Here is a 12,825-nt window from a genome sequence, read left to right on the forward strand (position 1 = left end):
AGCGACTTGTTGAGCCTCTGCGCTGTGCACGTGCGCCCGCGACACAATTTCGCCTGATCGCGGGTACATCTGCATCGTGCAATCGCGTGTGGAGCGCCGATCGAGTGAACTTTTCCTTCAAGACTGCAGCGCTCGCGCGCGGACGGGCGCCGGTAGCGGGCGCACCAACGATTAAGGCACCACGCGGCGACGCGCAGATCGTGCCGTTCCCGCGCGCACCGTCCGCGCGCGCACCCGAGCTGGCGCAGGTCGGCGTCATCAGCAATCCGCGCAGCCGACGCAATCGGCAGGGTAATCCCGTTCACCGTCGCGCGGGTGCGACCCGCGACATGCTGGTCGTCGAACCGGCGACGCAGGAAGAATTGTCCGCCGCACTCGCCGGATTCGAGGCGCGCGGCGTCGAGCTGATCGTCGTCGACGGTGGCGACGGCACCGTGCGCGACGTGCTGACCGCCGCGCCGCGCGTTTTCGGCGGGCGCGTACCTCCGATTGCGGTGATCCCGTCGGGCAAGACCAATGCGCTGGCGCTCGACCTGGGTATTCCGTGGGACTGGTCGGCGGGTGCGGCACGGCAGGCGCTCGCGGCGGGTCACCTCGCCACGCGGCAGCCGATCGAGATCACCGGCGAGGACGGCCTCACCCATCGCGGCTTCCTGTTCGGCGCCAGCGGCTTCACGCGCGCGACCGACCTGGCGCAGCGCACGCATGACATCGGCGCGTTCGGCGGCGTCGCGGTCGGGCTGTCCGTCGCGGGTGCGGTGCTGCAGACGATGTTCGCGGGCGCGAACAATGCGTGGCGCGCGGGTGAGCGCGTGCGCGTGGCCAATCTGACCGACGGCAGTGAGTCGACGCATGACCTGTATCTGCTGCTCGGCTCGACGCTGCGGCGCCTGCCGATCGGCCTGCGCCCGCTCGGCGCCGCTGCGGAGGGGTTGAACATCCTGGCGGTGGAGGCACCGCCCCGGTTGTTGCCGGTCGCGGTGCCTGCGATCCTCGCGGGACGCGAGGGCGGCTGGCTCGCACGTGCGGGCTATCATCATCGCCACGACGTGCCGCCGAGCCGGCTGACGCTGCCCGGCGGGTTCGTCCTCGACGGGGAGCGCTACGCCGGTGGCGATTACATCGTGCGCGCGGGCGATCCCGTGACCTTCGTCACGCCGTGAGCCGCGACGCGGGCGCGTCCGCGCTGCGCGGCTTGGTCGCCGCGGAACTGGACCGCACCATGCCGGCGGTCGTCGCCGATGCCGCGCACCGGATCGCGCAGGTGCTGAACGGCGAGGCGGTGCTGTTCTACGGCTCCGTGCTCAGGACCGGTGATCTGGGCGGCGTGCTCGACTTCTACGTCCTGCGCGCGCCCGGTACCGCCAAGGGGGCGAGCCGTCGTATCTGGCCGGATGTCAGCTACCATGAGGTCGCACTCGGAACTCGCGTGATCCGCGCCAAGGTCGCGACGATGGACCGCGACACCTTCGCGCGCGCCGCGGCGGGAGAGACGCGCGACACGACGATCTGGGCGCGCTTCGTGCAACCCGTCGCGCTGATCTGGTCCGCCGACCCCTGCGTCCACGACGCGATCGTCGGCGCGGTCGCGAACGCGGCAGTCACCGCCGCGCACTTCGCCGCGCTTCACGGACCCGCGAGCGGAACGGCAGGCGACTACTGGCGCGCGCTGTTCCGCGCCACCTACGCGACCGAGTTCCGCGTCGAGGCGCCGGGGCGTGAGGATCAGATCCTGTCGTACGACCGCGCCCGCTACGATGCGCTGCTGCCGATCGCCTGGACCGTAGGAGCGGTCGCCTGGTCGGGAGACGATACGACGCTTACACCTGTGCTGACCGACGCGCAGCATCGCTCGCTCGCCCGCCAATGGGCGCGTGCACGGCGCTGGGGCAGGAAGCTGAACGCAGCGCGACTGGTCAAGGCCGCCTTCACCTTCGATGGCGCGACGCGGTATGCGCTTTGGAAGATCGAGCGGCACACCGGTCTGTCGGTGCCGCTGACGCCATTTCGCGAGCGGCACCCGGTGCTCGCCGCGCCTGGCGTGTTGTGGCGGCTGTGGCAGCATCGCCGGCTGCGTGCCTCGTGACTCTTGCCGATCCAGCCGCCTTGATCCTGGCGGGGTCGCGCGGGGGCGAGGACCCGGTCGCGCGCTACGCCGGAGTCACTGACAAGGCACTGATCCCCATTGGCACGGACACCATGCTCGCGCGCGTCACGGCCGCGCTGCGCAACGCGGGCATCGAGCGGATCGGCGTGTCGGCGAACAGCCCCGCGGTTCGCACCGAGGCCGCGCGGCTCGGCACCGAACCGCTCCCCGCCGCCGCCGGGCCGAGCGCGAGCACCGCCGACGCGCTCGCCCTGCTGGGCGCGCCGCTGCTCGTGACCACCGGCGACCACGCGCTGCTCGACCCCACCTGGGTCAACGACTTCATCGCGCGCGTGCCCGCGGACGCCGATGTCGCGGTGCTGCTCGCGCGGCGCGACGCGATCGAGCGCGCCGCGCCCGGATCGAAGAGGACTTACCTGCGGTTTGCCGACGGCGACTGGTCGGGGTGCAACCTGTTCTATCTCGCCACACCGCAGGCGAGCCAGGTCATCGCCTTGTGGCAGTCGGTCGAGCGCGATCGAAAGCGGCCGTGGCGCATCGTCCGCCGGCTCGGCCCGGCGCTGCTGCTACGCTACCTGCTCGGACGGCTTTCGCTTTCCCAGGCAGTCGCCCACCTCGGGCGAACCGCCGGCGTCACTGCCGCGGTGGTCGCCGCGACTGACGGCCTCGCCGCGGTCGATGTCGACAAACCCGCCGACCTCGACTTCGTTCGGGCGCGCCTAGGTTAGCCGCGCGCTGCGTACGTAGCTCCAGACCATCGCGATCATCAGCAGCGCGCTGACCAGAGAGGCGCCGAACACGCCGATGCTCGCCCCTGCCGCGCCGATGCGCGGCAGCAACACGAGCATCAGCGCGAACTGCGCCACAACGCCGACCGCGCGCGCGCTGACCGCGGAGGTCGAGCGGTCGCCCGCGAGCAGCACCGGCTCGAACCCCACCACCGCCAGATCGATCGACCCCGCCGCGGCCAGCCATAGAAGCAGCGGGTAAGCGTCGGCATAGGCCGCATTGCCGCCGACCGCGACCAGCACCGGTCGCCCGATCAACGCCACCACGATCAGGATGACCAGCGCCCCGCCCGCGCTGGCGCCGAACATGCGACGAAGCGCGCGGCCGAGCTCCGCCGGCGCCACATCGCGCACGGTGCGCACCACTTCGGGAAAGGCGGCGCGCGAGATCAGCTGCGACAGCTTGGTCAGCGCCTGCGCCAATTGCAGCGCGATGCGGAACGCGCCCGCCGCCGCGGGGCCACCGAACGCGCCGACGAACATCAGCGGCACCTGCTTGGTCGCGAGCCCCAGCGACGACACAGCGTTGCTGCTCACCAGAAAGCGCACCAGCCCCGGATTTTCGCTGGTCAGCGTCGCCCAGTGGGCGCGCGCGTGCCGGACGAGCGACAGGTCGCCACTGCGGTGAAGCGTGATCCAATAAGCGGCGGCGGTGGCGAGTTCGGCCGCGGTCCACGTCCACAGGAACGCGTGCAGCGTCGGCGCGAAAGCGGCGGCTGCAACCGCGCCGACGAAACGCACCGCAGGCGTCACGCTGTCCGCCGCCGCAGCGGCGCGAAACCGGTCGGTCAACCGCAACACGCCCAGCGCTGCCGAGCGGATCGACAGCAATTGCGCGGCGGTGAAGATGATCGTGTCGCGCAGGAGCGGCGCGGTGATCCCCAGCCGTTCGCGCCACACCAGCAGGATAACCGCGGCGAGCGCCAGTCCGAGGAGCGCGCTGATCGCGTCGAGCGCCATGCTGGCACGGTAAAGCCGCCCGAGTGCCGCCGTGTCCCCGCGGGCGCGGTGATCGATGCCGAACCGGACAACGACCTGCCAGGTCTGGAACCCGACCAGCAGCGCCAGCCCCTGCGCTGCGCCGGTGACGAGCGCGAAGCGGCCGAAATCGGCGAGGCCGAGCGTGCGCGTGGCGATCCCCAGGTACAGCAGCGACAGCACCGCCAGCACTCCGCGACTGGCGAGCAGCCAGCCGAGGTTGGCGAGCACCGCGCGCATGCCGCCCGCCCGCGCAGGCGCAGAAATCAACCCGTCCGTCATCGGCTCCGCCTAGATAGCCGCTGCGGCAGCGGCAAGTCCGTGACACAGGCCAAGAGCGCCGCTAGGGCAGCCCTCCTCACCCACATCAACGAATTGCGAAGGAGCGTCCTATCTGCGGGATTGCCGGTCTGTACGCGCCCGGGCGGGCGGCGGTCGATGGTGCCACGGTGCGCCGGCAGTGCGACACGATCCTGCATCGCGGCCCCGACAGCCACGGCGTCATGGTCGATCGCGATTTCGGCTTCGGCATGCGACGCCTGAGCATTATCGACGTGGCGGGCAGCGACCAGCCGATCCACAGCGCCGATGGCCGCCACGCGATCGTCTTCAACGGCGAAATCTACAATTATCGCGAGCTGCGGAGCGAATTGCGCCACCGCGGCCACTCCTTCGCGACCGAGGGCGACGCCGAGGTGATCCTCGCGGCGTGGCGCGAGTGGGGCGACGATGCCTGGGCGCGGCTCGACGGCATGTTCGGTGTCGCGATCTGGGACCGCTACACCCGCCGCCTGACGCTGGCGCGCGACGCGCTCGGGATCAAGCCGCTCTATTACACCTGGCAGGACGGGCGGCTGGCGTTCGGGTCGGAGCTGAAGGCGGTGCTCGCGGTGCCGGGGCTGCGCTTCGACGCGGATGCGCGCGCGGTGCACGATTATTTCAGCTTCGGCCACGTCCGCGCGCCGCGCTCGATCTACGCGCAGGTCGGCGTGCTGGCACCCGGCCACCTGCTCGAACTCGGGCCCGACGGGTCCCTGCGCACCCGCGCGTTCTGGGCTGCGCGCTACGCGCCCGCCGCGCCGCGCTCGGCGAAGGACTGGGTGGAGGCGTTTCGCACCACCTGGCTCGACACCGTGCGCGCGCAGATGCTCGCCGCCGACACCGATGTCGGCGCGTTCCTGTCGGGCGGGGTCGATTCGTCCGCGGTCGTGGCGGCGATGGCGCAGGTGTCGCAGCGCCCGGTCAAGACCTTCACGATCGGCTTCGCCGAGCGCGCCTACGACGAGAGCCCGTACGCCGAGGCAGTCGCTAGGCACCTGGGCTGCGACCACCGCACCCATGTCGTCGACCCGAAACGCGCGTGGCAGATCCTGCCCGAGATCCAGCAGGCTTACGACGAACCATTCGCCGACCCATCCGCGATCCCGACCTGGTACGTGAGCGAAGCCGCGGCGCGCGACGTCAAGGTGGTGCTGTCGGGCGACGGCGGCGATGAATTGTTCTTCGGTTACAAGCGCCACCTGACCGAACACCGCCTGCGCCACGTCCCCGCCCTTGCGCGCCGCGCCGCACGCGGCTTCGCGGCGCTGCCGCCGCTTCCCTGGGGACCGGGTAACCGCCGGCTGCAGCGCTGGCAGAAGACCGCCCGCAGCGCCGGCCTGCCCGACGGCGGCACGCGCTTCTTCGCCAAGACGCAGATCACCGCGCCCGAGCTGCGCCGCCGGCTGTTCGCGGACACGCTGCTGGACGGACGCGACGGGAATGGCGCGATCGCGGCACTCGCGGCGGAATATTACCCCGACATGGCGGCGATCTCGTCGTCCGACCTCGAACAGTTCGCGATGTGCGACCTGCAACTCAACTTGCCGGGCGCTATGCTGACCAAGGTCGATCGCGCCAGCATGGCCCACGCGCTGGAGGTGCGGGTGCCGATGCTGTCGCGCGAGATGGTCGCGCTGGCGCTGTCGATGCCCCCGGACGTCAAGCTGCGCGGCGGCATCGGCAAATATCCGGTGCGCGCCGCGATCGCGCCGTTGCTGCCCGCCGGCATCCTTGATCGCCGCAAGCAGGGTTTTCAGGTGCCGCTGGCCGAATGGTTCCGCGACGATTTCGGCGCCTACGCGCGCGAGCTCTGGGTTGGCAGCGGCGTCGCGGCTTCGGGCTACCTCAATTCGCGCAGCGTCGATGCTCTGTTCGACGAACATTATCGCGGGCAGCGCGATCACAGCCGCCTGCTTTACGCGCTCAGCCTGTTCTGCCTGTGGTGGCAGGCGCGGCCGGCCTGACGCGGGGCTTCGCTGTATCGGCTAGGTGCCGTCGGCGAACGCCTCGGCGCGAACCCGTTCGATCAGCGCGATGTCGCGCGCGCTCGTCATCGCGTCGCGCGCGCGATCAACGGCGTCGTCCGCTTCGCGCTTGATGATCGCCTTGGCGGCGGGCGTGTGCGCCGCGAGCGCGGCCAGCGTCTTCTGCAACCGCACGCCCACCTCGATCATCCCTGCGCCGTCGCGCGCGATCGGGCGGCAGAAATCCTCCAGCAGATCGCTCAGCCGCAGCGCGCGCATGCGGACGCGGCCGGGAACGGACGCGAACTCGTCCTCAGGCTGGTCGAACAGGCGCAGCAGCACGCGTCCACCGGCCTCGATCACTGAGATAGCGGTGCCCGGATCGTTGACCGCGGGCGACAGCGCGCGCGACGCGATCTCCGACAGGACAACGAGCCCGAAGCGGGGATCGTGATCGAAGGCGCGGTGGGGCGCCAACGTGAATGACTGACGAACGCGCCTGGTCACCTCTTCGTCGGCAGCGATGCTCAGCGTCGCCAGCGCGTGCTCCGGGTCGACCCACTCGCCGGGCAGGACGTGCACGTCGATGTCGGTGTCCGCTTCCTCGGCGATCTCCCCCAGCTCCGCCAGGTCGATGTGCGTGACCCGCCCCATCGTCGTCGCGCGCACGTCCGCCCCGGTCCGACGCGATCGCGCGTGTTCGCCCGACCTTACGTCCAGCGCGCAGGCGATCGTCCCCAGCGCCTCGGTCGCGGCGCGCTCCACCCGGTCGATCGTGTCAGCGACGCGGCCGAAGCGCGCGATATGCTCGATCCAGCGCAGCAGCGTGACCACGATGAACACGATGACCGCGACCGTGCCCGCGAGCAGGATGACGCGACCGGTCTCGCCGTACAGGCCGGTCGACAGCGCAATGATGCCGACGATCGCAAAGAGGAAGCTTCCCAGGAACGTGGCGAGTGCGTTCTGCGCGGTGCTGTCGTCGACCAGCAGCTGCACCGCACGCGGGGTGATCGTGCTGGTCGCGCCCGAGAAGGCCGACACCATCGCGGTCAGCGAGAAAGTGGTGACCGCCAGCATGCTCGACGCCAGCATGCCGAGAATGCCGTCAACCGACTTCGCGCCGACCTTCGTCGCGAAGGTGTACGAAATTGCGTGCCCTGCGAGCGCACCCGCCAGCGCCAATGCGCCGCCGAACAGGCAGAACAGCGCCGCGCGAAACCATATCCTGCGCGTCAGCAGGCGTAATACCCACTGCCAGCGCGTCGTTGCCCGTCTACCGCTCATCGACGAACAAGGCTTCGCACCCGGTCTATGTTCCGCCGCTCGCCTTCGCGGCACCTTCGCCAACGTCGTCCGTTGCTGCGCATGATCCCCCGACAGGAGCCGACATGACCGACGATCCACGCACCAGCCAGCCGACCAGCTTTCCGGGCGAGCCGCAGCAGCCACGCCCCGGTCTTTCCAAGGACATGCATACCAAGCCCGATCACGGCGAGGAGAGCTACATCGGCAAGGGGTTGCTGCGCGACCGGGTTGCGCTGATCACCGGCGGTGATTCGGGGATCGGCCGCGCGGTCGCGATTGCCTACGCGCGCGAGGGTGCCGACGTTGCGATCTCCTACCTCGACGCCGAGCAGGCCGACGCGGAGGAAACGCGCACCTGGGTCGAGAAGGCGGGCCGCCGCTGCCTGCTGCTGCCCGGCGACATCCGCGACCGCGATCACTGCGCCGCGCTGGTCGAGCAGACCGTCGCCGAGTTCGGCCGGATCGACGTACTGGTCAACAACGCCGCCGCGCAGACGATGAACGAGGGGATCGAGACGATCGACGACGACGAAATGCAGGGCGCGTTCGCCGCAAACGTGTTCGCGATGCTGCGGCTCGCGAAGGCGGCGGCGCCGCACATGAAGCCCGGCTCCGCGATCGTGAACACGACCAGCGAACAGGCCAAGGTCGCGGGCAAGAACATGATCGTCTACGCTGCCACGAAGGGGGCGATTTCCAGCCTGACGGTGGGACTGTCGAACCTGCTCGCGGGTGACGGCATTCGCGTCAACGCGGTTGCGCCGGGGCCGGTATGGACGCCAATCCAGCCGATCGCCAAACCGAGCGACGAGCTGGAAACGCTGGGTCAGGACACGCCGCTCGGCCGTGCGGGCCAGCCAGCCGAGCTCGCCCCCGCCTACGTCCTGCTCGCCTCGGGCGAGGGCAGCTACATGTCGGGTGCGATCGTCGCGGTGACGGGCGGCGTGCCGATCGGCTGAGTGACGACGCAACCGGCCGAGGAAGAAGCCTCGGCCGGCCACGTTTGGTGCGTCAGCGCCTGATCGTGGCGTCGGGTGCGACCTGGCCCGTGCGGTTCAGGCCCGGCGCGGCGGGCGGCGGCGGGAGAGCGCCCGCACCGCGCGCAGGCGGAGCACCGGCACCGGGTGGCGGCGGCGGAGGAGCACCCGCGCCCTCACCCATCGCGGGCGGCGGAGGCGGTGCGCCTGCACCCATGCCAGGCGGTGGCGGCGGGGCGCCCGGACCTCCCGGGGGCGGCGGAGGAGCACCGGCACCGGCACCGGGTGGCGGCGGAGGCGGCGCGCCGGCACCACGCGGCGGTGGCGGTGGGGCGCCTGCACCGGGCGGCGGCGGCGGCGGTCCGACTTCCTGCACCGCGCCCGATGAGTCGACGAGGAAGCGTGCGCGCAGCTGCCCCTGATCATAACGGCCCTGCACCAGCATCGGCGTGCCGACACGCACCGCGCCCTGCGCCTCGCGACCGGCATCGACCAATGTGCGACCGCTGCCGTCCTGCACCACGAAGCGGTTGCCGTATACCTCGGCAACGCGGCCCTTGACCGTCACCACGCCGCTCGACTGCGGAAGCCGCGCGATCGCGGTCGGAACGGTCGGCGCCATCTCGATCGCCGGTCGTGTCAGCGACACCGCGCCCGCGCCACCCGCGACACCGATCGCGACCAATGCGGCGGCGACGATCCCTAGCTTCTGGCCGCGGCTGAACCCCGGCTCTCTCAGGTGAAACATGATTTCCTACTCCTTGGCTTCGACGAATCACCGTCTAGCCGCACGCACGCCCACCCCCGCTGAACCCGACGGTTCAGTTTCGGTTTAAGCATCGCACCTAGGAGCCGACACGATGCGCATCCTCCTTGTCGAAGACGACCACGACCTCGGCCCCGCCATCGCGCGCGCGCTGCGTGACGAGCATTTCGCGGTCGATGTCGCCCGCGACGGCATCGACGCCGCGCATCTCGGCACGACCGAGGCGTATGATGCCGCGGTGCTCGATCTCGGCCTGCCCGGCATGGACGGCGTGTCGGTGCTGCGCGCGTGGCGCGAGGCCAAGCGCGCCTTGCCTGTGCTGATTCTGACCGCGCGCGATGCGTGGTCGGACAAGGTGGCGGGGTTCAAGGCGGGCGCCGACGATTACCTCGTCAAGCCGTTCCGCGTCGAGGAACTGGTGATGCGGCTGCGCGCGCTCGTCCGACGCGCCGCGGGTCACGCGCAGCCGCGGATCGCGTGCGGCCCGCTCGTCTTCGAGACCCAGACCGGGCAATTTGAACTCGACGGCCTGCCGCTCCGGCTAACCGCATTCGAGTGGCGCGTGCTGTCGCAGCTTATACTGCGTCGCGATGCGGTGATTGAGCGGCTCGAGTTGCTAGAACGCGTGTACGAAGGCGATGCGGACGTTGATTCGAACAGCCTGGAGGTGATCGTCGGCCGGTTGCGCAAGAAGATCGGCGCGACGCTGATCGAGACGGTGCGCGGCCGCGGCTACCGCCTCGCCTGCCCGGCGTGACGCGCGTGCGGCTGCTGCCCCGTTCGCTCCATGCGCGCATGCTGGCGCTGTCCGCGGCGGCGACGCTGGTCGCGCTCGTCATTGCCGGCTGGTCGATCGCGGCGGTGCTCGAACGCTTCGTCACCGCAGGGATCGACCGGCGACTGGACAGCGAGGTCGCGCTGCTGGCGACGGCGGTGAACGACGACGGCACGATCAATCGCGAACGCCTGCGACAACAGGTTGGCGTGCTGGAGGCCGGACGCGGGTGGCAGTGGCAGATCACGACACCAACAGCGACGCTGAGCTCGACTGATTTCGCCCCGCTGACCGTAGCTGCGCCGCCGCCCGGCGACCCGGCTCGACCGCCCGAACCTTCGCACTCGACGCCGCCCCCCACCGCGCGCGCGCCTGCTGCACCGCCGCCGCCGCCCTCACCGTCGCCACGACGCGCGCTCGATGGCGAGACCCGCGACGGCGCGTCGGTCCATGCCAGACGCGTGACGCTCGACACCCCCGCAGGTCCGGTCACGATCACCGCTGCTGCACCGCGCGATGTCATTCGCCAACCAATCCGCGAAGCGGTCGAACCGCTGCTGCTCGTGCTGGCGATACTGGGTGGGTTGCTGGGCGCGGCGTCGGTGGTGCAGCTGCGGCTCGGCCTGCGTCCGGTCAGGCGATTGCGCGACGAGGTGGCGGCGATCCGCGCCGGTCGGCGCGAGCGCGTCGACGAGGATCAACCGGCCGAACTGCTGCCACTCGCCACCGAATTGAACGCGCTGGCCGAGGACAATGCCGCTGCGCTCGCCACCGCAAGGCGATCGGCGGCGAACCTCGCGCACGCGCTCAAGACGCCGGTCGCGGCGCTTGCGCTCGATCTGCGTGACGAGCCCGCGCGGGCGGCGCAGGTCCGGCGCATCGACGACACGATCCGCCATCACCTGTCACGCGCGCGCGCGCAGACCGCCGATCCGCGAGCGCGCACTCCGCTCTCGCCAGCGCTCGCGGACCTGACCGCGACGATCGCGGCGATTTACCGCGATAAGAGTCTGGCGATCACGCAGGATCTGCCGACCGCTCCGCTCGCGCTCGCGATGGACCCGCGCGACGTTGATGAACTGCTCGGCAATCTGCTCGACAACGCGGCCAAGAACGCTGTGAGTCGGGTTACCGTACAGGTGGCTGCGGCGGACGCGCGCGCAGTCGCGCTGTCGATCTGCGACGATGGTGCGGGCATCCCGGCGGCGGATCGCGCGCGGGCCGAGCAGGTCGGCGTCCGGCTTGACGAACGCCGCGAGGGGCATGGCTTCGGCCTGTCGATCGCGGTCGAGCTCGCCGAGCTGTACGGCGGCACGTTGATGCTGGACGACGCAGCCGGCGGCGGATTGTGCGTGCGGCTGCGCCTGCCGGGCGGCGCCATCGATTGATCAGGTCAGGCGCCGGGCGCCGTAGCTGGACCGGTCCAGCCGCCCGCGGTGGCGACGTAGAGCCGCGCGACGTTGAGGAACTGCCGCGTGCGCGCGACAACCAGACCGTTACTCGCGCGCTGGTACAACCGTTCCGATTCGAGCACCTGCAAGATGCCCGAATTGCCCACCTGGAAGCTGCGGCGCGACAGGTGGCGCGACCGCTCCGCGACCTGCACCGACGATCGCTGATCCGCGACCGAGCGCGCGTCGTTCTGAATGGCGGATAGCAGGTCAGCAACCTGGCTGAACGCGACCAGCACCGTCTGCTCGTAGCTCGCCTGGCTCGCCCGCGCGCGGTCGACCGCCGCCGCGCGCTCGGCCTTGAGCGTTCCACCGTGGAAGATCGGCGCGGTCAGCCCGGCAAACAGGTCGTAGCCGCGGAACGCGTTCTTCACGAGGTCGCCGATCGCGGGCGCGCCCTGCGTCAATGTCGCGCCTAGCGTGATGTCGGGATATAGCCGGGCAGTCGCGACGCCGACCGCGGCGGTCGCGGCATGCAGCTCCGCCTCCGCCTGCAGGATGTCGGGGCGGCGGTGGACAAGGCTCGAGGGCAGCGCGACCGGCACCTGCGCGGGCAGGGTCAGCTGATCGAACGCGATGTCGTTCGCGGGCAGCGCTGAAGGCGTGGTGCCGAGCAGGGTCGCGAGCAGGTGCCGCGCTTCGGCCAGTTGCTGGTCGAGCTGCGGCAGGTCGCTGCGGTCGGCGGCGTACTGGCTCTGCGCGTTCAGCACCTCGACCAGCGTCCCCTCGCCGCCTGCGCGACGCTTCTCGGTCAGATCGACGTTGCGCTGATCGTCGGCGAGCAGCGCGCGCGCGGTGTCGATCTGGGCGTGGAGCGCGGCGATCGTCAGCACCTGATTGACCACCTGCCCCGCGATCGTCAGGTGCGCCGCTTCGGTCTGGCGCTGCTGCGCCTCGGCCTGCGCCGCGCTCTGCTCGACGCTGCGCCTGAGGCCACCGAACAGGTCGAGGTCGTAGCTGACGCCGCCGCCGACCGTGTAGAGGTGGAACTCGGGATTGCCCGCGGGTGCGAGCGGGTTGCTGCCCGAGAACCCAAATCCGGCGAGGTTCACCTGCTGCTGGTCGGCCCGCGCGTTGGCGTCGACCTGCGGCAGGCGACGCCCCGCGATCGCGCGCACCTCGTCGCGGCTGGCGGCGAGGGTCGCGTTGCTGGCAACGAGGCTGCGATTGTTGGCGATCGCCTGATCGACCAGTGCGTCGAGCTGGGCCGAGCCGAACGCGGTCCACCAGCGCAGTTGCGGTCCTTCGCCGAGCGCGATGCCAGCGGGCGTCACCTCGCCCGGCGACTGGTAGGCGGTGGCCGCCGGTGCCTGCGGACGCGTGAAGTTCGGACCGACCGTGCAGCCGGCGAGCGCGGTGGCGAGTGCGAGGGTGGCAAAACGCTTCATGG

Annotated in this window: 11 protein-coding genes; 7 read left to right on the forward strand and 4 right to left on the reverse strand. The window is 70.8% G+C overall.

Features of this window, described 5'->3' with window-relative positions; genetic code table 11:
• The first annotated feature begins 104 nt into the window (after window positions 1-104).
• The 3 genes from BMW51_RS05140 to BMW51_RS05145 are packed head-to-tail and all read left to right on the forward strand — an operon-like array spanning window position 105 to window position 2,835.
• Window positions 105-1,163, forward strand: coding sequence for a diacylglycerol/lipid kinase family protein (locus tag BMW51_RS05140; protein WP_177171538.1), 1,059 nt, complete (start codon window positions 105-107; stop codon window positions 1,161-1,163).
• Complete coding sequence (locus tag BMW51_RS16180; protein ID WP_245708294.1) at window positions 1,160-2,086, forward strand: hypothetical protein; 927 nt, start codon at window positions 1,160-1,162, stop codon at window positions 2,084-2,086. Before BMW51_RS05140 ends, BMW51_RS16180 begins: the two co-directional genes overlap by 4 nt.
• Window positions 2,083-2,835, forward strand: a complete 753-nt coding sequence (locus BMW51_RS05145; protein ID WP_218139364.1) for a nucleotidyltransferase family protein — start codon at window positions 2,083-2,085, stop codon at window positions 2,833-2,835. The genes BMW51_RS16180 and BMW51_RS05145 overlap by 4 nt, the downstream gene beginning before the upstream one ends.
• Here the strand turns inward: BMW51_RS05145 and BMW51_RS05150 are convergent.
• A complete protein-coding gene (locus tag BMW51_RS05150; RefSeq protein WP_093004102.1) occupies window positions 2,827-4,155 on the reverse strand; it encodes a lipopolysaccharide biosynthesis protein in 1,329 nt (442 codons plus the stop codon). The genes BMW51_RS05145 and BMW51_RS05150 overlap by 9 nt on opposite strands.
• 119 nt (window positions 4,156-4,274) lie before the next feature.
• Here BMW51_RS05150 and asnB point away from each other — a divergent pair, with 119 nt between their 5' ends.
• On the forward strand, window positions 4,275-6,158 hold the full coding sequence (gene asnB / locus BMW51_RS05155) for an asparagine synthase (glutamine-hydrolyzing) (protein ID WP_281243244.1): 1,884 nt from the start codon (window positions 4,275-4,277) through the stop codon (window positions 6,156-6,158).
• Window positions 6,159-6,179: 21 nt separating this feature from the next.
• Here asnB and BMW51_RS05160 read toward each other — a convergent pair whose 3' ends face one another.
• Entirely contained in the window at window positions 6,180-7,445 is a 1,266-nt protein-coding gene (locus BMW51_RS05160) for a DUF2254 domain-containing protein (RefSeq protein ID WP_245708296.1), read from the reverse strand.
• A gap of 104 nt (window positions 7,446-7,549) precedes the next feature.
• On the opposite strand from BMW51_RS05160, the gene BMW51_RS05165 reads away from it, so the two are divergent.
• Window positions 7,550-8,425 (forward strand): SDR family oxidoreductase, encoded by an 876-nt coding sequence (locus BMW51_RS05165; protein WP_093004106.1) that lies wholly within the window; start codon window positions 7,550-7,552, stop codon window positions 8,423-8,425.
• A gap of 52 nt (window positions 8,426-8,477) precedes the next feature.
• On the opposite strand, the gene BMW51_RS16030 is transcribed toward BMW51_RS05165, so the two are convergent.
• Window positions 8,478-9,191 (reverse strand): hypothetical protein, encoded by a 714-nt coding sequence (locus BMW51_RS16030; RefSeq protein WP_177171539.1) that lies wholly within the window; start codon window positions 9,189-9,191, stop codon window positions 8,478-8,480.
• 112 nt (window positions 9,192-9,303) lie between these two features.
• Here BMW51_RS16030 and BMW51_RS05175 point away from each other — a divergent pair, with 112 nt between their 5' ends.
• Together BMW51_RS05175 and BMW51_RS05180 are read left to right on the forward strand one after the other, a co-directional pair.
• Window positions 9,304-9,966 carry a response regulator gene (locus BMW51_RS05175; protein WP_093004108.1) on the forward strand — a complete coding sequence of 221 codons (663 nt, stop codon included), beginning with the start codon at window positions 9,304-9,306 and terminating at the stop codon, window positions 9,964-9,966.
• Window positions 9,967-10,004: 38 nt separating this feature from the next.
• Window positions 10,005-11,372 carry a sensor histidine kinase gene (locus BMW51_RS05180; RefSeq protein WP_177171577.1) on the forward strand — a complete coding sequence of 456 codons (1,368 nt, stop codon included), beginning with the start codon at window positions 10,005-10,007 and terminating at the stop codon, window positions 11,370-11,372.
• A 5-nt stretch (window positions 11,373-11,377) separates the two neighbouring features.
• Here BMW51_RS05180 and BMW51_RS05185 read toward each other — a convergent pair whose 3' ends face one another.
• Window positions 11,378-12,823 (reverse strand): efflux transporter outer membrane subunit, encoded by a 1,446-nt coding sequence (locus BMW51_RS05185; protein ID WP_093004112.1) that lies wholly within the window; start codon window positions 12,821-12,823, stop codon window positions 11,378-11,380.
• Window positions 12,824-12,825 lie beyond the last annotated feature (2 nt).

The sequence above is a fragment of the Sphingomonas palmae genome (assembly GCF_900109565.1).
In the GTDB taxonomy this organism is placed as follows: domain Bacteria; phylum Pseudomonadota; class Alphaproteobacteria; order Sphingomonadales; family Sphingomonadaceae; genus Sphingomonas; species Sphingomonas palmae.